We start from the raw sequence: 24,231 nt of genomic DNA on the forward strand, positions 1-24,231 counted from the left end.
AATCAATTCAGTTTAAACTGTGTCACCAATTGTTCCAAGCGTTCAAATGCCGTATTCAGTTCACGACACGCCTGCTTAGTATTATTTAGATTGCTGACACTCTGATCGTTCATACTACTGATATCCATAATGTCACGATCCAACGTTTGGATCACAGAAGTTTGTTGTTCTGTTGCCGAAGCAACCGAGTGGTTAACGTCATCGATATTGACAATAATCGCGTTGATCTCTGACATGTGTTCAGCAGATTCCTCTGCACTTAACACACAGGCATTGCTTATTTCCTGACTTTCTTTCATCACATCAACCACACTGCGAGTGCCGGCCCGAACCCTTTCTATCATCGATTCAACTTCGGCAGCGGATGACGAGGTTCGCTGGGCCAGGTTACGCACTTCGTCCGCGACTACGGCAAAACCCCGGCCAGCTTCACCAGCCCTGGCAGCTTCAATTGCCGCATTAAGCGCCAGCAAATTGGTTTGCTCGGTAATGCCTTTAATCACTTCAATAATATTTCCAATATTCTGAGTGTCTTCGTCCAGAGTATGAATGGCCTGACTGGATGCATCCATACGCTCGGACAAATGTTGAATTTGCTGGCGGTTGTGTTGTAGCGAATCTCTTGCTGACGAAGCTTTCTCAGTACCCGAACTGGCTTGTTCGGAGGCTTTTGCTGCGTTTTCCGCAATTTCATTCGCGCTGGCACCCAGCTCATTAATAGCGGTTGCTACGGAGCTAGCTTTTCCCGCCTGCTCACTGCCAATGTCCATAGAATCATCATTCGCCTTGACCATACTACGGATATTACCTTCCACCTGCTGTGCCGCCGCGTTTACTTCAAGTAACGCTTGCTGAATTTTTTCAATAAATTCATTCATACGGCGTGAAACCAGACCAAACTCATCATCCGACTCAACCGGTAGCCGCTGAGTTAAGTCGCCCTCACCACGAGCCATATCCGTCACGGCTTCATTGAGTCTGCGCAGAGGTTTCAGCAGCAAACGCAATAACCAGGTTAGCGAAACAACAACCGCCACAATGCCAATAATCAGATAGATGACAGCAGTCCAGGCAAAGGTCGACACGTTGCTGTAGGCCTGATCACGGTCAATAACCACACCCAGATACCAGTCAACACCCTGTATGCCCTTTATTTTATGGAAAGAGACCAGGCGCTCAGCGTCATTAATGCGATATTCAGAAAAGTCAGGGCTCAGTGACACCGATTGCCCTGCGTAGTCATTGACGGACTTTTCAATCCAGTCTTCATCCGGGTGAACCAGAATATTACGGTCACCACTTACCAGAAAAGCAAAACCCAGACCCATAAAGTCGATGTCGTTTACGATGTCTGAGATTTCATCAAGCATCATGTCGCCGCCGGCAACACCCACCAACTGGTTATCCCGACGCATTGGGACTACCGCAGTTATGGTCAGTTCATTGGTTGTCACGTCGATATACGGTGCGGTATAGGTTGGCTGCTCTTCATCAACCGCTAATTGATACCAGGGACGGCTACGGGCATCGTAATCATCGGGCAAATCAATGCTCGGATCATCCAACAGGAAGGTTCCGTCAATTAAGCCATAGTAGACATTTTTGAACTTCCCGGCCGCTTTTGACTGTTGCACACGTTCTAATGAACGAGCGGTGGAATCATCAACGTCATAAGCGTCAGCCGTTGCCTGAACAATGCTCATGCGATCATTGAACCACTGCGAGATATTGCTGGATACAGAATCCGATAAAGCCTGCATCTGATGCTGCAAGTTACTGCGGGTCTGAGTCGACATCTGCAAAAAGTTAGTCAGCGTAAAAATACCCAGCACTAACACCAGTATTAACGATGCAACAGCTGTCACTTTTTGTGTAAACTTTAATTTTTTCAGCATCTTAAAAGCATCTCTTATTATCGTTCTCTTATGAGCATTCTTAGGCGGTCAGTCGCTTTATCGAGCTATCCCACTTGAATATCGGTTTCCGGGAAGCGGACGTGGCGTTTCCTTGGCGTCGCTAAAAAATAAGCCAGAGTTAACGGCCCTACGCGTCCTGCAAACATTAGGAACACCAACACCAATTGGCTCGCCGCCGTTACTTCTGCCGTAATTCCTCTGGATAATCCAACGGTCGCCGAAGCCGACAAAACTTCAAAGGTTATATCTATAAACGGCAGCGGATTCAAAATCATTAGGATAAATATGCCCAGAAACATCAAAGTTAAAGTAACCAAAGTGACAGCGAGCGCTTTCATCACCAGTTCCTGAGGCACCGTACGGTTCAATAAAGTGACATGCTCACGACGGCGAAGAAACGCATAAGTGGCAACCAGCAAAACAATGAAGGTGCCTAACTTGATACCACCTGCGGTGCTCATTGAACCGCCCCCAATGAGCATTAGCAGCATGGTATAAACCGCACTTGCGTCAGTCATTGCCCCGGTATCAACCGTGTTAAAACCAGCTGAACGTGGTGTGGTTGCCTGAAACCAAGCCGCCATCGCCTGATCACCAAAACTCAGGTTTGCGAATGTGGCCGGGTTGTTCATTTCCAGCAGCCAAATAATAGTCACCGACAATACATTAATGATTAAAGTTGCCCATAAGATAGCCCGGGTATAAACCGAGAACTTATACCAACGACGCTTTTCGTAAATATTAGTAATAACCGAAAAGCCCAAACCACCAATAACAAACAAAATGCTGATAATAAGATTCACCGGTACGCTGCTGGCATAATCCACAATACCGTTGGGAGACAAAACAAACCCGGCACTGTTAAAAGCAGAAATAGCGTAAAAGATGCTTTCAGCAAAAGCGTCAATAAATCCTTTTTCCTGCCACCAGGTAAGCGTCAGGCCTATTATTGCAATGGCTTCAACAATTAGAGCTAATGAGACAACCGCTTTAGCCGTGCGTCCGATACTGGCCAGACTGGTTTGTTGCATGGCTTCTTTAGCCAGCACCTGATGCTGAATACCAACATGACCGCCGATGGAAATAGCGGCTAACACAGCAAAGGTCATAAAGCCCAGGCCTCCGGCTTGTATCAGTAAGGCCAGGACCCCCATTCCAAATGGCGTGTACGTTGCTCCGGTATCGACCACAACCAGTCCAGTCACGGTGACGGCTGAAGTCGCCGTGAATAAACTTTCTAACCAGGTTATTGGCTGCTCCGTTGCGAAAGGTAACTTTAACAACAACGTGCCCAATATAATCAAGCAGGCAAAGCCACCCGACAAAATAACCGGCGGACTGGCACTGAAAGCTTTTCGTCTTTTTCGCCCCGGGCGGCGGTACAGCCAGGCTGTTGATGGGATCCACTGCTTCATGAAGGCTCTTTTAGCTTAGGGGCAATCGCTTTCAGCGCCTTTAAACTGCCAGCCATCACCAAAGTTTCATTACCTTCCAGACTCATTGATAATGAAGGATCTACCGTAACTTCGTCACGTCGTTTGATTAATAAAATATGAAAGAACTCACTATCATCAGGCATGATATCTTCCAATGTTTTTCCCTTAAGGTGCTCGCCAAGGCTAATTTCAACACAATACCAATTATGGCCAAGTGACATGTACTCATTGACCATCGGATAGTTCAATGACTGTGCAACTCGTATCCCCATTTCTTCTTCAGGATGGATAATGCGGGTAACCCCAAGCTTCGACAAAATTTGATGATGAGATTTCGACGTTGCTTTTGCCCAAATCTCTTCTACACCAATGCTTTTCAGGTGCAACACGCACAGCAAGCTGGCCTGAAGATCTTCCCCTATAGCCACCAGCACGACTTCGCAGTTGGTTAAATCCAACTCCTTCAGTGCTTTTTCATCGGTCACATCAGCAATGGCTGAATGCGTTAATACATCCGCCATCGCCTCTACCGCTTTCTCGTCCGAATCGACGCCTATTACCCTATGACCAAGATCGAGCAGCTCTTTTGAGGTTCGGGCACCAAAGCGCCCTAAACCTATGACGCCAAATTCTGCCATGTCAGACTCCTATTGTGCTTTTGCCGGTGCCAGGAACAGCGCATTCATCAGCAAGGTGTTTAAACCGTCCATGTAAGCGCGGTAAGTGGGTTCCTGAGTAAAGCTTATAACCATGCCGTTGCCCGTTGGCTGCCATATTAATAGCGGTTTGTATGGCAATTGTTGAGCAATATCATCCCAAAGGAAGCCGCTCGCCAGCATATTATCCGCACCGGCAAACCAGGCAATATTTCGGCCGTGATTGATATCAATGGGCGTAAACACATCGTTGCCGTTATAAATACTGATAACTTGTGGTTTCACCCCGGCGCTTAACCAATGGTCGGTATCAACTTCGGCATTTAATAACGCACCGGGCACCCAATCTGGATCAGCACCATGCGGCTTTATTTCAGTTAAAAATTGTTCGCGGCTTTCAATGACTTTGCCATCCACTTTAATTTCTTCTCCAGGCTCGGTAACGCCCTCTTCGGGTACTTTGCGCTCAAGCTTGGTATTTAACACGCCGGCTTCAACGGCCCATGCTGAGGCGCCGCCTAAGGTCAATAAGACACCGCCGTCTGATACCCACTGCTGAATTTTCTCGACCGTTTTTTCATTGAAAACGTCAGCGTAACGCCCCTCCGGCAGGATCAGAACATCAAGACCGTCCAAGTCAGAGCGAAGCAGTTGCATTGTGCGAATAGCCGTTACCGGATAGCCCATCTGACGTTCGATAACGAAACGTGTATGGCCAGCACTATAGGCGCTGACGGGTTCATCCCAGGCAATAGCAATGTTCGGCGCTTCCAGCTTACTCACATTGTGCGAACCAAAGTTCGGACCTTCTGTCATCCAGCTTGAGTCAACGCCTTCAACAATTGCGCCTGACGCTTTAGCCAATTCCTGCAATTTCTCCTGCAAGCCATTCGGGTTATCAGCACGGGTTAAAATCAATGAGCCACCAGGAAATTCACCGGCGCTTTCATGGGTAAAGGCTAATCCGCTCTGGCGAATTTCTAACCCTTCGCGCAACGCGGCAGTGAGGAAACGGCCCGCATTCATGTCACCCCAACGAACCAAAAAGGCCACTTCCGCGTCTGGATTAATCACTTGGCCCGGCTCAATGCGCCCTTCTTCGACTGAGGTGGTTGCAACATCCGGCAGGTCATCACACTGGTGGCTGTCCACATTGAACATCAGTGGCAGCGACCACCCTGTTACATCATAAATTTGATCCGGCAAATTGTTGTTGCGGCGTTGTTCCTGCTCGGCCAGAAAATCATCCGCCATGTCCACTTGCTTGTCCATTAAGGTGCGTATCATACGGTGCGCAGGCTGTGCCATATCGATGATATAAGCGCCAGCTTCATAGTCGCTTCCGCACACATCAAACGCTTTCTCTGCCTGCTTCACATCAGCACCCTGCTCAACCAGCAAGGACGACAGCTTGCGCGCCGCAGCCGGGTCATCTTTGGCGGGCAGAATAATAGAGCGGACATCGCCGTCTTTACCGGCTTCAACCGCTGATTTACGGTATTCCCAAAACTTCTGCAATAAGGCCTCGCGACGCTCAGAAACCGTTTGGATTGTCGAAATAGACGCAATAAAATGCTGTTGAACACCATCGGCGTAGGTCAGTACGTCACCGTCTTCGCGCTCAAATAAGTGTCCACGCGCCGACGCCATTTCGTAAGTCATAGCAACTGAGCCCTGATACAAAGGCCAACTGGCACCGTAGCCTGGGTAAAACGCATCAAAAATTTCGCGGGTAAAGTAGTCAAAGCCCTTTTTATCAAACCACTGACCATTATTTTTACCAATCCAGTTCAGCGTTTCGCGCTGCGCATCGGTTATCAGTGGATTATAAGGCCGCGCCTCAGGCGTGAAGTAGTAAGTAGAGTCACCGCTCATTTCGTGCAAATCGACAAAAACCAGCGGATAATATTTTAATAAGGCATCAATTTGCCCACTGATTTCAGGTTGAGTCAGCGCAATCCAGTCGCGGTTCATATCAAACAGGTAGTGATTAGTACGCCCGTTTGGCCAGGGTTCATTTTGCTCTGCACTGCGGCGATCGCCAGAATGTTCCAGGCCGACGCTCATGTAATAACGATCCACAAAGCGAGCCCGCCCGTCCGGGTTTTGCAACGGGTCAATAAAGACCATGGTGTTATCCAGCCAGCGCTGAGTCTGCTCACGCTGGTCATGCAGCAAATGATAAGCCGTCATCATTGCCGCTTCGGGCGAGGAAATTTCATTACCGTGAACGCCATAGGACAACCAGATGCTGCCAGGCAATTCCTCAATTAACTGACCAGCCTCGTCGCTATCGGTTTTACGCGGGTCAGCTAAGGACTGCATTCCCTGCATAAAGCCGTCAAAGTCGGCCATGTTCTTTTCACTGGAAATAACCGCATAATAAAGCCTGCGCCCTTCCCAGCTTTTGCCATACTCAAGTAGCTTCACTTGCTTCGGGTAGGCCTGCTTCAATGCTTCAAAGTAGCGGCTCATATCCGCCGGGCTGGTAATTTTGGTACCCATTGGGTAGCCCAGAATTTGCTCGACGCTAACGTCGGAGTCGCTGTAATTGGCTTCGGGAAGTAATGAGCTTTCGCCAGCAAGTTGCTGTGCTTGAGTGGGCATAACGAACCACGAAACGGCTATCAGCGCCGCTAATTTGAGACTGCGCATCTTCATTCCTGTTGTTTTATGCACTGTTAAAACAGCGCTTGGGGTTTATTTTTATGTCTCCCTAATGTAAAAGCTTGAACAAGGGAAGTGAAGCTCAATTTAGGCGCTATGAAGAAAAAGACTCAATTAACCACATTAATAGCGGCTATAGCCACGACAGTAACTCTCGCTGGCTGTGAAATGACGCCCAGAGACGCCGGGCGTGTCATCAATTCCGGAGTCCTCAGTGGTAACGACCCTGCCGCCGCCATTGAGTCCCTAGCACGCGAGCGTTTACAAAGCTATCGCAGCAACCCGCGCCAGCTTATTAACGATATTGAAGACCTGCGTAAAGCATTACGCGACCTTCGCACCGTTGCTGAAGCTATTTGGGGAGAAGACGACGACACCGTTCCCAGCGAGAAAAAATACGTAAAATACAGTGATAACTTTCACGCTAAAGCCGTTGTCGACTTTGAGCAAGGTTTACTGACCGTTGCCACTTTACATGACAGCGACGATCCTAAACAAACTCGACAGCAGTTGCAGGCAGCGATTGTGCGCACACTGCTAACACCCGCAGACCTAACCGCAGTTGATATCTTTACCGCTCAAGAACCTGAGGGCTCGGGAAAGCCCTTTTTGCGAGGGCAAGTTGTTGACCAGGATAACGTTGTGGTTGAATACCAATGGCGGGCCAACCGCTTTGCTGAGTACTTAGTTAATAACAAGCTTAATAAACGCAGCGCCAAAGATAACGACGTTTATGAAGTGAAAATTGCACTGGTGGACGACCATAAAGCGCTGCGCAAACACCAATATTCGGATTACGTGATTGCCGCCGCAAAACGCTACGATATTGAACCTGAGCTTATTTACGCCATTATTGAAACCGAAAGCAGCTTCAACCCTTATGCGGTAAGCCATGCCAATGCTTATGGCTTAATGCAGGTGGTGGCAGCCACCGCCGGAAGAGATGTCTTTGAGCGAGTACGTGAAGTGCCGGGGCAACCGACCTCTGAACAACTGTTTGACCCGGCCCAGAACATTGATATTGGCAGTGCCTACTTATACATTCTCAACACCCAGTACCTGAACAACGTACAGAACCCAAGCAGCCGTGAGTACGCTATTGTTTCAGCATACAACGGGGGTGCCGGCAATGTACTGAAAACCTTCTCCTCCAACCGCAACCGGGCCATACAGATAATGAACCGAACTCAGCCCGGCGTTATTTACCGGGACTTAACGTCTAAACATCCTTTAGCAGAAAGCCGCCGGTATCTGGAAAAGGTGATGTACTTTAAGCAGAGTTACTGACATGGATCAATCGTTATTAATTCGCTTACTTTGGCGCAGCCTAGCCTTATTTTTTGTGCTACTTGGGTTGATTGGTATCGCTTTGCCGGTCATGCCGACGGTTCCTTTTCTTATTGCTGCACTCTGGGCCGCCAGCAAAGGCTGGCCTCGCCTTGAATACTGGTTAATTAATCACCCCAAATACGGCCCGGACATACGAGCCTGGCGCGACAACCGTGTCATAAAGCGCCGGTCAAAAGTCATAGCCCTGGTTATGATGGCAACGGGTTACCTGGTGTTATGGTTATTGGTCCCGCAAGTCCCTGCATGGCTAAAAGGGCTGGTTGGTGTGGTTTTACTCTCTGTTGGTTACTGGCTAGCGACTCGGCCGGAATTTGTACCTGAAAATAATGACAACTCATTGTGAGTAAAACTTTGTCTCATCAACAGGCATTGGTATTGCGCCAAAAAGGTCGATTTAAACGTATTCACTAGAAAATTTTGATAAAAATCAAAAACAGTATAAACCATTACATTTAATAGTAGACCCACCGATGAATTTTATTTACAAAGAAAAATAAATTGCGAATGACACCGTTTTTTGACCGCGGTTAGTAGGTGGTTATGAGTACAGTTACCTGGGATAAAGAGTTAATAGAAAAATACAACATTAATGGACCTCGCTATACGTCTTATCCCACAGCGTTAATGCTTTCCGAACAATTTTCAGAAAGCCGCATCGAAGCCGCATTAAAGAATTCAGGTGACGAACTCTGTTTGTATTTGCACTTACCTTTCTGCCACAAGCTTTGCTATTACTGTGGCTGTAATAAAGTGATTACCCGCCACCAGCATAAAGCCGATAAGTATCTGGACTACCTCGCTCGCGAAATGGCGATGTATCAACCTATGGTAAAAGACAAAAAGATCCGCCAGATTCATTTAGGCGGAGGCACCCCGACTTTTTTGACCGAGCAACAGCTAACTCGTCTAATGAAACGGGTTCATCAGCATTTTACCTTCGCGGATAACCCTGAAGTTAGCATAGAGATTGACCCACGAAGCTGCAGCGATGAAAAGCTTCGTCATTTACGTGAACTGGGGTTCAACCGAGTCAGTTATGGAGTGCAGGACTTTGACAAGAAAGTTCAAATTGCTATCAATCGTGTACAGGATATTGAGCTTATTGCGCACCAGCTAAAACTCAGTAAGGAATTAGGCTTTGAGTCAATCAACTTAGACCTTATTTACGGCCTGCCTTATCAGCGTCCGGAAACTTTTAAGAAATCTATTCAACAAGTCATTGAAATGGCTCCTGATCGCATCTCTGTGTTTAGCTATGCGCATTTACCTCAACGTTTTGCCGGACAGAAGAAAATACCGGAAGAGTCTATTCCACAACCGTCGGTTAAGTTGCATTTGCTGGAACAAGCCATTACTCAACTAAGCGAAGCGGGTTATCAATTTATTGGCATGGACCATTTCGCTAAAAAGGATGACAGTCTGGCTGTGGCTCAACGCGAAGGCCGGTTACAACGCAACTTCCAGGGTTACACCACCGATGGTCAGGATGTATTACTCGGCCTGGGCGTATCATCTATTAGTCAGGTAAACGGCGTGCTTTGGCAGCACGAAAAAGAGCTTCCAGCTTACTACAAAATGATAGATAGCGGACAAAAGCCGATAATAAAAAGCATGGCTTTAAACGACGAAGACAAGCTGCGCGCAGCTCTGATTTCTCAGATTATCTGCCACTTCGAGATCGATACAGAAGCCTTTAAAGCGCAGTGGAATATTGACGACTTCTGGGTACACTTTGACGCAGCCATACCGCTATTAAAACCTTTTATCGAAGACGGCTTAGTCAACACGAGCAACGGCAAACTGCGTGTCACTGACTTAGGTCGTCTCTGGGTTCGCAGCATCTGCGCATGCTTTGACGAATACCTAAACCACGGTCAAAAGCGTTATTCGAAAGTCGTTTAATCAAGCAATTTAATGAGCAAAAATTGACATAGATCAATGGTGGATTTTTCACCGGAGTGATAGTCTTTTAACACCTAAGCAGAAACCGCAAGAATTATTTATGACCCATACAGCGGCTCGCTCGCCGATTCATTGTCACCAGTGCTCCATGCAGTCTGTCTGTGTGCCAGCAGGCCTCACTCCAGACAAAGTTGAAGCGATTGATCTTAGCAGTCGTAAAGCACAGGTTTTTAATTCAAAAGCCACTGTTTTTGAAGCCGGACAAAAACTCAGTTCGGTTTATGCCATAAAAAGCGGCTCAGTAAAGTGTTTTACTTTAAATGAGAGTGGTCAACAGCAAGTGACAGCTTTTCATTTAGTCGGCGATATCATTGGTCTTGAGGCTATAGCCACTGGCGCTGCATCAACCTACTGCGAAACGCTTGAAACATCGATGCTGTGTGAAATCAAACTTGGAAGCTTATTTGATCAAAATATTGATGGTGTTCATCAGAATCTAATCCGTTTACTTAGCCAACGCTTATCTCATAACAGTAGACAGTACATCAATATCGTCAGCACGTCCGCGGAGCAGAAAGTGGCCTCATTCCTGCTGCTGCTAAGTGAACATATGCAACAGCACGGTCGTTCTCCTGCGGAATTTAAACTACCAATGAAACGGACAGATATCGCCAATTATATGGGCTTAGCCATAGAAACCGTCAGCCGAATTTTTACCCTGTTCAAAAAGCAGGGTATTATTACCTCTGATCAGTCCATGCTAACCATCCTGGATAGAAAAAAGTTGCACAATCGGTCCGTGCCATTCACAACGACGGAGTAACTATGGCTTCCTATACGTGGCAAGATCCCCTTAACTGGCAAAATGCTTTGTCAGATGAAGAAAAAATGATTCAGGAAAGTGCCCATCAGTATGCTCAGGACAAGTTAATGCCCCGAGTACTAGAAGCTAACCGCAACGAGCACTTTGATCGCGAAATTATGAACGAGCTGGGTAACGTTGGATTACTTGGCGCAACCTTACCTGAAGAATACGGCGGCAGCGGCGTTAGCCACGTCAGTTATGGTCTTATTGCACGCGAAATTGAGCGTGTCGACAGCGGTTATCGCAGTGCTATGAGTGTACAGTCGTCTTTAGTTATGCACCCAATTTACACTTTTGGCACTGACGCGCAACGCAAAAAATACTTACCTAAGTTAGCCAGTGGTGAATGGGTTGGCTGTTTTGGTCTGACCGAGCCCGATTCTGGTTCAGACCCTGCCAGTATGCGCACCACAGCCAAACGAACTGACAGTGGCTATGTGCTGTCAGGTTCCAAAATGTGGATAACCAACTCGCCTATTGCGGATGTTTTTGTGGTCTGGGCTAAATTCGAGGGCGACATTCGCGGTTTTGTACTGGAAAAAGGCATGAAAGGCCTGAGCGCGCCAAAAATTGAGGGGAAATTCTCGCTACGTGCGTCCATAACCGGCGAAATTGTCATGGATGAAGTGGAAGTCCCGGAAGAGAACATCTTCCCCGAAGTGCGCGGCTTAAAAGGCCCTTTTAGCTGTCTTAATAAAGCACGCTACGGTATTGCCTGGGGTTCCCTTGGCGCCGCCGAATTCTGCTGGCATGCAGCGCGACACTATACCTTAGAGCGCAGTCAGTTCGGTCGTCCTCTGGCCGCCAATCAGTTAGTACAGAAAAAGCTGGCCGACATGCAGACTGAAATTAGTCTCGGTTTATTAGGCTGCCTGCAGGCCGGACGCGAACTTGATAAAGGAACCCTGAATCCAACAGCTATTTCACTGATAAAACGTAACAGTTGTGGCAAAGCGCTGGATATTGCCCGAGCCGCAAGGGACATGCACGGCGCCAACGGTATTGCCGATGAATACCATGTCATACGCCACGTTATGAATTTAGAAACCGTGAATACGTATGAAGGCACTCACGACATTCATGCGCTGATCCTTGGACGTGCACAAACCGACATTCCGGCTTTTTAATCAACGAGAGTGAAGGGACCTAACGGCCCCTTTACCCTGTCATTTTATCCTTGTGAGCCATATCGCCTTTTTCAAATTTATTAGATGACAAATCAGAAATTATCGACTATATTTCGTATTTATCTAAATTAGTTAATTCGGAATTAATATGATCAATGTCATTATGAAATTGGCGACAGGTTACCGCAGAAGCGTTTTCTGGATGTTGACGCTGATCACTATTGCTGTTGCTGCCTTCATTCCCTCTATTACCATTGATACTGATCCGGAGAACATGCTACCGGACAACAATCCGCAGCGGGTTTTCCATAATGAGGTAAAAGAAACCTTTGCTATGCATGACATGATTGTCGTTGGCGTAGTGAATGAGAGCACCGTATACAACCAAGAGACATTAACCGACCTGCATACCGTGTCGAATTACGCGGAGTCTTTGGACGGGGTGGTTAGTGACGACCTGATGTCACTGGCTAACGTTGATAATATTACTCAGGAAGGCCCCGGCACCATTCGTTTTGAATGGATGATGAAGCAACCTCCGGGAAATGACGCCGAAGCTCAATACATTCAGCAGCAGGCTGAAGACCTGCCACTGCTTTATAACACCATTGTCTCCGGCGATAACAAAGCCGCCGCTATTTATGTGCCTATTGAAAGTAAAGACGAGAGCTATGCGCTGGCGGAGCAACTGCGTGACAAAATTAGTACCTTAGAGGGCGGCGACGACTGGCATATTACTGGCTTGCCGGTGGCTGAAGACCAGTTCGGCTTTGAAATGTTTGTGCAAATGGGCATTTCCGCACCATTAGCTGCCGCGGTTATTTTCGCGTTGCTTTGGTTCTTCTTCCGCAATGTGCGCTTCATAAGCGCAGCGATGATAGTCGCGATGTCGACCGTACTCATTACCATGGGCGCGCTCATTGCGTTTGGCTTTACCGTGCACATTATGTCGTCGATGATAGCCATTTTCCTAATGCCGATTGCGGTGGTCGACTCGGTACATATTATGTCTGAGTTCTCTGACCGATACCGTGAAAAAGGGAACGCAAAAGACACGATAAAAGACGTGCTGGGGCACTTATTTACCCCCATGCTGTTTACTTCAATAACATCCTCTATTGGTTTTTACTCATTAATGCTAACGCCGATTCCACCAGTACAAGTGTTCGGTGCTTTCGTTGGTTCCGGTATTCTTTTGGCGTTCTTAATTACCGTTATTTTCGTGCCTGCCTATTTGTGTGCACTGAAACCATCAACGCTGGAAGGCTTTGCGCAGGCGACTCATGAAGAATATAAAGACGGCTGGCTACAAAAACTCGGCGCTGTTGCAGCTCGTCATGCGAAGCTGTGGATAGCCTTTTTCCTGGCCGTATTAGCCTTTGCCTGGTTCGGTATTCAGCAAATTAACATTAACGACAACCCGGTTCGTTGGTTTAAACCTGACCACGAGGTGCGTATTGCTGACGAGGTATTAAACGACCACTTTGCCGGGACGTACAACGCGTATGTGGTATTTGAAAACACCTTAGATGCGACCGAAAAAGCTCGCTCAACGGTTCGTGACGCCCTGAATAACGACGCGCTGTCTGAAGAATCGCGGGATGCTTTATGCGCTCTGCTTGAGCAAGAGCAAGTGAACTTTAACCAGTGGATTATCGCAATTGATGACTTGCTCTTCAGCGTCGGCTCTGACCAATTAGAGCCATTAGAGCGCTTAATGACTGAGCTGGAACAACTGAATACCGCCAGCAAGGCGTTCCAAAGCCCTGAGTTACTGGCTTACATGAGCAAGATGCAAGCGTACCTGCAAACAACAGGCTTGGTGGGCAAGTCAAACAGCCTGTCCGACGTGGTGAAGACGGTGAACCGTGAATTACGCTCGGGCGAGGAAAAAGACTACGAGCTGCCGGACAATGCCGCCGGTGTTGCGCAAACCCTGTTGCAGTACCAGTCATCGCACCGTCCGCAAGACCTCTGGCACTTTGTTACCCCGGACTACAAACGCAGCTTAATGTGGCTGCAGCTGACCAGTGGTGACAACCAGCACGTAACTAAAGTCGTCAACGCTATCGATAACTACATTCAGGACAATCCACTGCCTGCTAACATTGAAATAGACTGGGCCGGTAAAGCTTACCTGAACGTGGTGTGGCAGGAAGCCATGGTCGAGGGCATGCTGGACAGCTTAATCAGCGCCTTTGTGGTGGTGTTTATTATGATGGTACTGCTGTTCCGCTCGGTGGTCTTCGGTGTGCTGGCTATGCTGCCGCTAAGTCTGACCATTGCCTTTATTTATGGTCTTATTGGCTGGGTCGGTAAAGACTACGACATGCCTATTGCTGTGTTGTCGTCGCTGACTCTTGGACTGTCGGTGGACTTTGCTATTCACTTTATTGAACGCACACGCGCAACCTTCAAGCAAACCGGTAACTGGCAAGACACGCTGGCGGTTATGTTTGACGAGCCCGCGCGAGCCATTTCCCGCAATGCCATTGTTATTGCCATTGGCTTTACGCCACTGCTGTTCGCACCACTAGTGCCCTACATTACCGTGGGCGTATTCTTAGCCAGCATTATGGCGATATCGGCCATAGTGACACTTATTATGCTCCCGGCGGTAATGACCGTGTTTAGCCGCCTCATATTCCGTGGAGGTCAATCATGAAAACTCTATTTTTAACCGCGTTATCCGCCGCCGTTTTATTTGTTAGCAGCCAGGCCATTGGTGCTGAGAAAAGCGCGCGTGAAATTGTCGAGCAAGCTGAATTAAACGCCTATTATTCGGGCGATGACGGTCGCAGTGCCGCACGCATGATCATTACTGATAATCAGGGCCGCCAACAAATGCGCCAATTCACCATTTTGCGCAAAGACCAGCAGGACGGCGGCGTACAAGAAATGATGATATTTTTCTCACGCCCTGCCGATGTGCGTGACACGGTGTTCCGTGTGGTCAAACAGGTCAACGACGACGATGACCGCTGGTTGTATTTGCCTGATCTCGATTTAGTGAAGCGTATATCCGCTGGCGATAAGCGCACCTCTTTTGTGGGGTCACACTTTTTCTATGAAGACGTTTCCGGCCGCAATACGGCGCTGGATAACTACGAGCTTATTTCTGAAAACGAAGACAGTTACGTATTAAAAGGCACACCGAAAGACCCTGGCAACGTCGAGTTCAGCTACTACGAAGTCGTTATTGATAAAGAGCACATGCTGCCGGTAGAAAGCACCTTTTATAACGAGAGCGGCGAAGCCTACCGAAAAATGGAAGTCCTGAAAGTGGAAACGGTACAGGGCTATCCAACCGTGACTCATTCACGCATGTCTGACTTAACCAATGGCGGACAAACAGAAATGCAGTTCCGCTTTATGCAATACAATCTTGGCATGCCGGACAGTATTTTCAGCGAGCGCAGTCTGCGTAACCCGCCGGCAGAATGGTTACAACTGAGAGACTAACGATGCCATACCGGAAAATTTTAACGTTTACCGTTCTTTTCACCTTGGCTCAAGCCTCACCGGCACAGGACTCCTGGGGTGATGACGAATGGGAAAGTGACTGGGGAACGGAACAAGACTCAAGTATTGATGTCTACGGTTATGTTGAGGCGGCAATAGGCGGACGGCTCGAATCCTCCCCCTATCACAAGCGTCTGTCTATTGCCGAGCCTCGACTACAGCTTGGTTTTAACGAGCGCTGGCAAGACATAACCTGGACCGCAAAAACCGATGGTTGGTATGACGGTTTCGATGAAACCTGGCATGGCCAAATTCGCGAACTGAATGCGCAGTTTACGGTTTTCGATAACACCGATATAAAAGTTGGCCGTCAGGTACTCACCTGGGGCACTGGCGACTACTTATTCCTTAACGACCTGTTCCCTAAAGACTGGCAGTCGTTTTTTGTTGGTCGCGACCAGGAATACTTAAAAGCGCCTTCTGATGCGCTACGAATGACCAGCTATTTCGACTGGTTTAATATCGACGTTGTCTGGTCACCCGAGTTTGACCACGATAACTACGTTCGTGGCGAGCGAATTTCCTATTTTAACCCACTCACAGGGCAATTAACCGGTGACGACCCCTCTATTCAGTTTATAGAGCCTACCCGCCATGAGTACGCATTGCGTTTGTTTCGTAACTACGAGGGTGTGGAATACGCAGTCTATGGTTACGACGGCTTTACCAAAAGCCCGGAGGCAGTGACTGACAACTACCAACCCACCTTCGGCCGCTTAACTGTGGTTGGCGCCTCCGTTCGAATGCCTCTGGGACCAGGACTGGTGAATACCGAAGTCGCCAATTACAACCGTCACGACACAGCAGACCACTGGCGCGCACTGATTGGCTATGAGCAAGAGCTGTGGACACGCTTTACCGGCGGTTTTCAGGCCTACATTGAGAAAGGTGACACCCAAACACGCACCGTACTCACCACTCGCTTAACCTGGCGCGACGAGCGTGATGACCTGAATCTATCACTATTTGCTTTTGTGTCGCCGAATCAAAACGACGGCTATTTACGCCCGACATTTGACTACCGCATTGACGATAACTGGTCATTCAGCGGTGGCTTTAATCTGTTCTTCCGCGAACGTCCGAATACCTTTTTCGGGCAGTTTACTGAAAACAACAATGCTTACCTACGAGTCAGGTACGCGTTTTAATATAACGTTAAGGAGCTTTATAATGAGTGTCGAAAGAGCTTTAACTGCCTTTGCTGGCTTTATGGTATTGTTGTCCATAGCCTTAACTTACTGGGTTCATCCCAGTTGGGTGTGGCTAACAGTATTTGTTGGCGCCAACCTATTTCAACAGTCTTTCACTGGCTTTTGTCCGGCAAGTATTTTTATGAAAAAAGCGTTAGGATTGAAGACTGAGCGAGAGTTAGAAAAAGCAGGAAAATAAAGACACCATGAGTGCAACAGAATCACAAGAGATGCTTCAGGAAGAAGCGCAGAATGCGGCTAGCTTTTTGCGCTCTTTAGGCAACCCTCACCGCTTACAAATTTTGTGTCGATTGGCATTAGGTGAACAAAGTGTGGGTGAGTTACATCAGTATTTTGACTTAAGCCCGTCAGCTTTTTCACAACATCTGGCGGTATTGCGTCAGCAGCAATTGGTCAGCATTCGTAAAGAGTCACAAACCGTCTACTACTCAATAAAAGATCCGGACACCGAAGCTTTTATGAAGTTATTAAAAGATAAATTCTGCCCCTCACTTTAAGTGGTACTCCTAAAGGGATGCTACCTTTTGTCGCATCGAACAACTGCCATAACATCCTTAAAATGAACCTCACACTTGGAGTTCACTTTTAGAATAAGGATACCGCTAAAGATGTCCCAACGCTTGCGTTCGATTTTTCCTCTTTCGGTTATTGCTCTCACTTTAGCTGGCATGACTTCTCCACTTGATGCCAAAGAGCCGATTAAAATAGATGAAATTATTCAGATTAAGACAACAAAACCCGAGTCAGCGCTAGGAGATGCGAGCCAACTTCTAAAAGAACAAGGAGTTGACTTTTCGGCTGCCGGGGGCGTGTCCGCACTTCCTGTCCTTAATGGTATGATGGGTGACCGCATAAAAGTAAGTATCGACGGCAATGAGCTGACGGCCTCCTGTGCGAATCAGATGAACCCGCCTTTATCTTACGTTTCGTCCAGCCAGATTGAAGCAACTCAGGTTATCGCAGGAATCAGCCCTGTGCGGATGGGAGGCGACAATATTGCAGGCGTTATCCGGGTTGACCAGATAAACCCTAACTTTACCGACTCACAGGAGCTTTCCTGGAACAAAGGTTATTTAGCTGCCGAGTATCAATCTAACGCGTCTCACTGGCTAACCAGTGCTGGTGCTGAATGGTCTAGCCGTGACTTAACTATTCAATATCAGGGAGCTTATGAAGATGCTAAAAGCTACGATGACGGAAATGGAAACCGAGTACTGGATACCTTATATCGAGCGCAAAACCATTCACTCATCGGTTCCTGGAAAGATTCTGAACAGCAGTTGTCATTTAAGGTAAATCATCAAAGTATTCCATTTCAGGGGTTTGCTAACCAGTACATGGATATGACGGATAACCAAAGTACCGGAGTTGTTTTGCGTTATCAAAGTTCGCTAAATAATGAGGGGAAGTTTCAGGCCCAACTGAATTGGCAAGGGGTGAAGCACGAGATGGGATTTTTCACTCAAGAAAAGCCCGGTATGATGCCTATGCTGACCGAAGCCGATGACTTTAGCTACAAACTTGAATGGCAATGGCCTATTCTTGACGGTGCCACATTATACGTTGGCCAGGAGTCTTTTTTGTACCAACTTGACGACTACTGGCCAGCGTTAGAATCATCAGCCATGATGGGACCTAACGATTACCTGAATATTAATGATGGAGAACGTCGCCGAATAGCGGCTTATACCGAGCTGGACTGGCAACCTGCTCAGCAATGGCAACTCAGTTCCGGGGTTCGTATTGAGCAAGTACATACAGACACCGGAGCCGTTCAACCCTACAACCGAATGCCAATAATGGGTATGCCTAATGCTGATGCAGCGGCGGCTGATGAGTTTAACGCGTCAAACCGCAGTCAGTCTGACTGGCTTATCGACCTGACATTGACGGCTTTATACACCATAGATTCAAACCAGTCGCTAGAATTTGGAATAGCAAGAAAAAACCGGGCTCCTAACCTATATGAACGTTACAGTTGGGGCCGTGGAGTCATGGCAGCAACCATGATCGGCTGGTTCGGCGACGCTAACGGCTACGTTGGAAATATAGACCTAAAACCCGAAACGGCACACACTCTTAGTGCAAGCTATGCATACAATAGCGATAACAATTGGGACTTCAGCATTAGCCCTTATTACACCCAAATTTCCGATGCTATTGATGCAGAGGTTATTGGTCAGTTTAATCGCTCCGATATCCCCACCGGGCAACGTAATATCTTACAAATGGTCAATGAAGATGCTGAGCTGATTGGCGTAAACATTAACGCCGGGAAAAGCTGGAATACATCTGGATTACTCGGGTTGTTATCACTACAAGGTAGCGTCAGTTACACTCGGGGAGAACGAGACATTGATGAGCAGCCCCTCTACCAAATAAAGCCTCTTAACAGTGTCTTAAGCCTACATCAGGAAAATGGAAATTGGCTGCAAAGTTTAAGCTGGGAGTGGGTTGCTAAAAAAGATCGCGTTGATCCTCGTCGTCTCGAAAATATAACCGACAGTTACCATCTGGTAAACTGGCAAGGGCAATACAAGTGGTCACAACTGACTCTGACACTGGGCGTTACTAACCTATTTGATACCTTCTACCGGCAGCCTTTGGGAGGTGTTAATATTGCTCAATATAACAACACTCCGGAGCAAGGATTTAATAATATAGCCGGCGCAGGGCGCTCAGTTAACTTTGGTATTCGTTACTCATTTTAATTAAGCTAATAAAAAACGCACCGCGAGAACTCTTATGCTATTAATTATTGCGATGGCGCTCACCCGCCATCGCCACTTTCCTCACTCCATTATTTTTGTTTTTTTACTCGCTGAAATACTCATACTAAATAGCATTATCGCGTTCAATGGCGCTGCCAGTAACCCTTTCAATGCGGTTTTACTCGTTCCCGTTGTGCTCTCCTTTATGTGGCTTCCACATGTTCCGGCGCTCTTATTATGGTTAGTCAGTGTAGGGGGACAGTTAGCGCAGCTTATTCCATTCTCCACAGTAAACCACGCACACAACGGAATGAACGCCCATTTCGAATCTATGATTATTAGTTTCGTCATAACCAGTGCAATTATTGCTGTCGTTACCTTGTACTTCAAATATCAAATATCGAAAAAGGAAGCGGATATTCAGCAGCTTAGAGAGCGACAATTACGCAATGAGCAGCTTTTGGCAATAGGAACTGCTGCCGCACAACTCACCCACGAAGTGGCAACACCTGTGCAATCCGCACAACTCTTGTTAGAGGAAGGTATTGAGCAGTTATCGACAACCCCCGACTGGTTACTTTCTCTGCAGAAGCAGTTTCAGCGAATACATCAAAAGCTGTCAGAATGGCGTCTTATTGCAGAGGACATTCGAATGCAGAAATCAGATCATTTTCAGATAGGATCTCTATGGTCAGAAGTAAAATATCTGATGTCTATAGCCCGACCAGAAACGGAAATCCAATGGCAAAATAACAATCTCGACGACTACGGCAAGCTGATTGCTGATCGCACATTACTTCCCGCCCTAACCAGTATTATTGTAAATGCCTGTGATGCGGCCTTAGATACATCAGATCCCAAAGTCACCGTATACGCAGAAGTTTTTAACTCACAATGGCGGATAAAAATAGTCAATAAAAGCAATAGCTTGAGTGAACAGACGATAAAGGAGCTGGGACAACGTTTCCTGCCAAGTACGGCCGGGCATGGCATTGGAGCAACCGTCAGTAATGCGACTATCGAAAAGTTTAATGGTAAAGTTATTTGGTTCCGTGAGTCAGACAACCTGGTGACGCTGGTAACTTTGCCTTGTTCTCCTTTAGACGAGTGTCCAGAGTAAACTTATGACCGATACCGTTCTACTTATTGATGACGACCTACCCTTCTTAAGCGTAATGCAGCGACGCCTTGAGCTTAAAGGCGGCTACCAAGTTCAAACCTTCACTTCTGGTAAAGCGGCTTTGAATGCCACCTCTGAACATACTGTGCACGCCATTATTCTGGATATGATGCTGGGAAATGAGTCGGGGCTCGACGCAATTACGCAATTGAAACACCGCTTTGCGCCCACCCATTTTATTATGTTGACAGGTTACGCAAGCATAGCCACAACCGTTGAGGCTATGAAACGAGGGGCAACAGATTACATTAGCAAGCCCGTTACACTCAATGAATTGCTGGCCCGCTTGAAGGGAATAGAATCAGAAACACAAGAAGCAGTGAAACCTATGACTCCAGGGCAAATAGAATGGGAATATATTCAAAGAGCCTTGCATGACAATCAGGGAAATGTTTCTAAGACAGCACGAGAACTGGGAATGCATCGGCGTACGTTACAGCGCAAATTGTCAAAACGCTCACCACATTAAAAATGCGCCGCTCAATGGCTGAGCGGCGCAAAGGCTTTAGAAGTTATAGCGAACACCGGCCATAGCAACGTAAGGGTCGATATCAACATCAACACTTTCAATGGTATTACCGTTTACGCGAACATCACCTGTGGTATCGATATCCATGCGACTAACCATGAAATGAAGACCCCAGTTTTCACTCAGATCGACATTTACACCCGCTTGCAGAGCATAGCCCCAGCTGTTTTTCAGCGCTAAAGAGACATCGTCATTGTCGGTAACAACACCCAGGTCGCCTAACGTTGAACGCAACTGCGGGTCGACTTGCTCATCAAAGAAAGCTGTGTAGTTAACACCAATACCGACGAAAGGTTTAAACATTTCACTGTCGATATCAAAATGATATTGCGCCAGCAAGGTTGGTGGCAAGTGCTTAGTTTTACCTATTTTCAGCCCAGCCAACGAACCTGTTGCGGTAATATCATGGCTGAACGGTGTTGCTGCAACCAGTTCAAGCGTCCAGTTTTCAGTTAACTTATAATCAAAAGTTAAACCTAACTGAGTATTCGTGTTTACACCAACGCCAGTACTGTTCTCTGGTAAACCAGCTACTGACTCAACAACGTTCAAGTGGCTACTGCTGTCATCAGGCATGACAGAGATGGCACCAACATTGATGGAAAAATCGTTTGCTAATGCAGAAGTGCTTAGCAAGCCTAACAATACACCGCACGATAATGCTTTAAGCTTCATGGGGAACTCCTTGTTAATGAAGACCCCTAAAGTTTATAAGGTTTTAAAAAAATCGAGTTGATCCGTATCAATCTAGTGTTCGGCATTATGGTAAATGTTTTGAACGTCATCCAAATCGTTCAGCATATCCATCAAACGTTCAAACATTGGTAAATCATCTTCAGCTATGCTGGTGGTTACCTGCGGTAAGAACTGAATTTCGTCGGCTTCAAAATCAATATCAGGAAACGCATGAGTTAAGGCCTGGCGGGCTGCCGCATACTCATTATTTGGCGCAAATACAGTAACCAGACCATCTTCAAATTCGACGTCAGTCACATCAACATCAGCTTCCATCATGGCTTCCAGCACTTCGTCTTCATTGTCATGCTTGAAGGCAAAAATCGCACAGTGATCAAACGAATGCGCAACACTGCCCTGAGCGCCAATTTTTGATTTACTTTTGGTAAAGCAGTTACGGACATCGCCGAAGGTGCGGTTCGGGTTATCGGTTAAGCATTCGACAATAACCATACAATTGCTGGGTCCATAGCCTTCATAGCGCGCCGGAGAAAAGTCTTCCCCTGCTCCGCCCTGCGCCTTGTCTATTGCTTTTTCAATAACGTGAGCAGGAACCTGATCTTTTTTGGCTCGATCTATTAGACCTCGAAGCGCGAGATTGCCATCAGGATCTCCACCACCTTGCTTGGCGCAAACGTAAATTTCACGACCGTAACGGCTATAGACTTTGCTCTTTGCATTCGCCGTTTTAGCAATTGAATCTTTTCGGTTTTGATAGGCGCGACCCATTCTGAATTTCTCACTAGTTAATTAAAGACCCAAAGATTTTACACAGCCAGCTGTTACGGGTCGAGTACTAGCAGAAATAAGTGCCAGCTTAATTACGGATTATTGATATAGCCAAGCTGTCTACCATAGAACATTTTGATTCTTTAGTTATCGCTATCAAGCAACGTAAACTCAACCGCAGAAATAACCAGTTGAGTCCGTTATGCAAAGCCCCATACCTGTACTATCAATGCGAAAGCTCTATCTTAGTACCACTGACCGCCAGGAGTTTATCGCCGAGCTTGGTCAAGCGGCGCGTGACGTAGGCTTCTTTTATTTAGAAGATCACGGTATTTCACTGGCAGAACAAGTAAAGGTACTGGATACAGCAAAAGCTTTTTTCGCGCTTGATAATCGCGCGAAAGAACAGGTGCAGATGATTCATTCGCCGCATTTCCGTGGGTACTCAGCAAACTATACGGAATTAACCGCTGGCCGACGTGATCGCCGGGAACAGTTTGATATCATGGATGAACTGCCGGCACAGGACCCATCGACCACACGTCTTGAGTGGCAAAGGCTTATCGGTCCGAATCAATGGCCACAACAGTTACCAACAATGAAAACACAATTACTAAACTGGCAGGACAAACTCACGGAAGTTTCCCTGCTACTGTTGGAAGCCCTGTGCGAAAGTTTAGAGCAGCCGGCAAATGCACTGGCCAAAACAATTGACAAAGGCCCTTATCGTCACACTAAGCTCATTAAATATCCCGGAAGCTCAGAAACAGCGGGACAAGGCGTTGGCGCACATAAAGACCCAGGTTATCTCACGTTAGTATTACAAGACGAAAACAGTGGGCTGGAAGTAGAGTTTGAACAACAGTGGTATAAAGTTGCGCCACGGCCGGGCGCGTTTGTTGTCAATATTGGTGAGTTACTGGAGTTAGCTTCTAACGGTTACTTGAAAGCAACCAATCATCGCGTTACTAGCCCAAAATCCGGTGTTACCCGGTATTCGTCTGCTTTTTTCATGGCTGCGCAACTGGATGCCTCGGTACCCGTGCTTAAACTTCCGCCTTACCTAGCGAAACACGCAAAAGGGCCGACTAGCGATCCTGATAACCCATTACTGCATAATGTCGGCAACAATGTCATGAAAGGCCGGAAACGATCTCACCCCGATGTATCAGCGCGTTTTTATTCGCAAGAAGTGGAATGCAGTTCGTGTTAACAACCGTCAGTATGAACCACGACTTGAGCCGCATTGCCTATTGTTGCTTCTTCATAGTGAACATAACAAGCAGTGATGTCCTTTTCTGTCGCTGCAATCCGGATACCGCCTGAAAAACCTGAGGTAATACTTGATGTTACCCAGTCATCTAAAGTAACCATTTGTTCTAATGCTCTTTCCGTCGCAGCCGGGTACCCGAAGTGAAGCAGCAATCCTCCGTCTGGACACGTTTCAGTTGCCACATCCATTTTTCCTCCGAGACAAGTCACAGCCTCTTCTTGCAGGTTTTTTACGTTTGCTTTTGCATAAATAATTTCAGTGGAACTTTCTAAGGCGCCCGCCAAAGATTGTATTCGGCTACGCTCTGCATCAGATGAGAAGTTGATAAACTGTGGTAAGGCCGCTATTGCCATAATACTCAGGATAACAACGGCAATAATCAATTCTACTAACGTGAATCCTTTTGCTGTGTTCATCTTCCG

General features: G+C 47.1%; 21 protein-coding genes. 14 read left to right on the plus strand and 7 right to left on the minus strand.

Annotated features, from left to right (window positions below; all coding sequences use genetic code 11):
• Positions 1-2 precede the first annotated feature (2 nt).
• The 4 genes from CWI78_RS06140 to CWI78_RS06155 form a co-directional block, all read right to left on the minus strand.
• Complete coding sequence (locus CWI78_RS06140) at positions 3-1,895, minus strand: methyl-accepting chemotaxis protein (protein ID WP_126781273.1); 1,893 nt, start codon at positions 1,893-1,895, stop codon at positions 3-5.
• A gap of 65 nt (positions 1,896-1,960) precedes the next feature.
• Positions 1,961-3,331 (minus strand): TrkH family potassium uptake protein, encoded by a 1,371-nt coding sequence (locus CWI78_RS06145; RefSeq protein WP_126781275.1) that lies wholly within the window; start codon positions 3,329-3,331, stop codon positions 1,961-1,963.
• Positions 3,328-3,990: a potassium channel family protein gene (locus CWI78_RS06150; protein WP_126781277.1), complete on the minus strand. Its 663-nt coding sequence runs from the start codon at positions 3,988-3,990 to the stop codon at positions 3,328-3,330. The genes CWI78_RS06145 and CWI78_RS06150 overlap by 4 nt, the downstream gene beginning before the upstream one ends.
• 9 nt (positions 3,991-3,999) lie before the next feature.
• Positions 4,000-6,663 carry a M14 family zinc carboxypeptidase gene (locus tag CWI78_RS06155; RefSeq protein WP_126781279.1) on the minus strand — a complete coding sequence of 888 codons (2,664 nt, stop codon included), beginning with the start codon at positions 6,661-6,663 and terminating at the stop codon, positions 4,000-4,002.
• Positions 6,664-6,771: 108 nt separating this feature from the next.
• Between CWI78_RS06155 and CWI78_RS06160 the strand changes: the two genes are divergently transcribed.
• From CWI78_RS06160 to CWI78_RS06220, 13 genes are all read left to right on the plus strand, one after another.
• Positions 6,772-7,962, plus strand: coding sequence for a murein transglycosylase domain-containing protein (locus CWI78_RS06160; protein WP_126781700.1), 1,191 nt, complete (start codon positions 6,772-6,774; stop codon positions 7,960-7,962).
• 1 nt (position 7,963) lies between these two features.
• Positions 7,964-8,368 (plus strand): YbaN family protein, encoded by a 405-nt coding sequence (locus CWI78_RS06165; protein ID WP_126781281.1) that lies wholly within the window; start codon positions 7,964-7,966, stop codon positions 8,366-8,368.
• 197 nt (positions 8,369-8,565) lie between these two features.
• A complete protein-coding gene (gene hemN / locus CWI78_RS06170) occupies positions 8,566-9,927 on the plus strand; it encodes an oxygen-independent coproporphyrinogen III oxidase (RefSeq protein ID WP_126781283.1) in 1,362 nt (453 codons plus the stop codon).
• Positions 9,928-10,027: 100 nt separating this feature from the next.
• A complete protein-coding gene (locus tag CWI78_RS06175; RefSeq protein WP_244213084.1) occupies positions 10,028-10,750 on the plus strand; it encodes a helix-turn-helix domain-containing protein in 723 nt (240 codons plus the stop codon).
• A gap of 2 nt (positions 10,751-10,752) precedes the next feature.
• Complete coding sequence (locus tag CWI78_RS06180) at positions 10,753-11,919, plus strand: acyl-CoA dehydrogenase (RefSeq protein ID WP_126781285.1); 1,167 nt, start codon at positions 10,753-10,755, stop codon at positions 11,917-11,919.
• A gap of 148 nt (positions 11,920-12,067) precedes the next feature.
• A complete protein-coding gene (locus CWI78_RS06185) occupies positions 12,068-14,584 on the plus strand; it encodes an efflux RND transporter permease subunit (RefSeq protein ID WP_126781287.1) in 2,517 nt (838 codons plus the stop codon).
• The gene (locus CWI78_RS06190) at positions 14,581-15,381 is read left to right on the plus strand and encodes an outer membrane lipoprotein-sorting protein (RefSeq protein ID WP_126781289.1); all 801 of its coding nucleotides are present in this window, start codon (positions 14,581-14,583) and stop codon (positions 15,379-15,381) included. Before CWI78_RS06185 ends, CWI78_RS06190 begins: the two co-directional genes overlap by 4 nt.
• A 2-nt stretch (positions 15,382-15,383) precedes the next feature.
• Entirely contained in the window at positions 15,384-16,589 is a 1,206-nt protein-coding gene (locus CWI78_RS06195; RefSeq protein WP_126781291.1) for a hypothetical protein, read from the plus strand.
• A 22-nt stretch (positions 16,590-16,611) separates the two neighbouring features.
• A complete protein-coding gene (locus CWI78_RS06200; RefSeq protein WP_126781292.1) occupies positions 16,612-16,830 on the plus strand; it encodes a YgaP family membrane protein in 219 nt (72 codons plus the stop codon).
• 7 nt (positions 16,831-16,837) lie between these two features.
• Positions 16,838-17,149 (plus strand): ArsR/SmtB family transcription factor, encoded by a 312-nt coding sequence (locus CWI78_RS06205; RefSeq protein ID WP_126781294.1) that lies wholly within the window; start codon positions 16,838-16,840, stop codon positions 17,147-17,149.
• 111 nt (positions 17,150-17,260) lie between these two features.
• Positions 17,261-19,363 carry a TonB-dependent receptor plug domain-containing protein gene (locus CWI78_RS06210; protein WP_126781296.1) on the plus strand — a complete coding sequence of 701 codons (2,103 nt, stop codon included), beginning with the start codon at positions 17,261-17,263 and terminating at the stop codon, positions 19,361-19,363.
• Between the two features lie 34 nt (positions 19,364-19,397).
• Entirely contained in the window at positions 19,398-20,483 is a 1,086-nt protein-coding gene (locus CWI78_RS06215; RefSeq protein WP_126781298.1) for an ATP-binding protein, read from the plus strand.
• A 4-nt stretch (positions 20,484-20,487) separates the two neighbouring features.
• Positions 20,488-21,012 carry a response regulator transcription factor gene (locus tag CWI78_RS06220; protein ID WP_126781300.1) on the plus strand — a complete coding sequence of 175 codons (525 nt, stop codon included), beginning with the start codon at positions 20,488-20,490 and terminating at the stop codon, positions 21,010-21,012.
• A gap of 36 nt (positions 21,013-21,048) precedes the next feature.
• Here CWI78_RS06220 and CWI78_RS06225 read toward each other — a convergent pair whose 3' ends face one another.
• Both CWI78_RS06225 and CWI78_RS06230 read right to left on the minus strand, forming a co-directional pair.
• The gene (locus CWI78_RS06225) at positions 21,049-21,747 is read right to left on the minus strand and encodes an OmpW/AlkL family protein (RefSeq protein WP_011233428.1); all 699 of its coding nucleotides are present in this window, start codon (positions 21,745-21,747) and stop codon (positions 21,049-21,051) included.
• A 72-nt stretch (positions 21,748-21,819) separates the two neighbouring features.
• Positions 21,820-22,536 carry a YebC/PmpR family DNA-binding transcriptional regulator gene (locus tag CWI78_RS06230; RefSeq protein WP_126781302.1) on the minus strand — a complete coding sequence of 239 codons (717 nt, stop codon included), beginning with the start codon at positions 22,534-22,536 and terminating at the stop codon, positions 21,820-21,822.
• A 202-nt stretch (positions 22,537-22,738) separates the two neighbouring features.
• Between CWI78_RS06230 and CWI78_RS06235 the strand changes: the two genes are divergently transcribed.
• Positions 22,739-23,749: an isopenicillin N synthase family dioxygenase gene (locus CWI78_RS06235; protein ID WP_126781304.1), complete on the plus strand. Its 1,011-nt coding sequence runs from the start codon at positions 22,739-22,741 to the stop codon at positions 23,747-23,749.
• Here the strand turns inward: CWI78_RS06235 and CWI78_RS06240 are convergent.
• A complete protein-coding gene (locus CWI78_RS06240; protein WP_126781306.1) occupies positions 23,746-24,225 on the minus strand; it encodes a type II secretion system protein in 480 nt (159 codons plus the stop codon). The two genes, CWI78_RS06235 and CWI78_RS06240, sit on opposite strands and share 4 nt — an antisense overlap.
• Positions 24,226-24,231 lie beyond the last annotated feature (6 nt).

The organism is Idiomarina ramblicola, assembly GCF_003987255.1.
GTDB lineage: Bacteria > Pseudomonadota > Gammaproteobacteria > Enterobacterales > Alteromonadaceae > Idiomarina > Idiomarina ramblicola.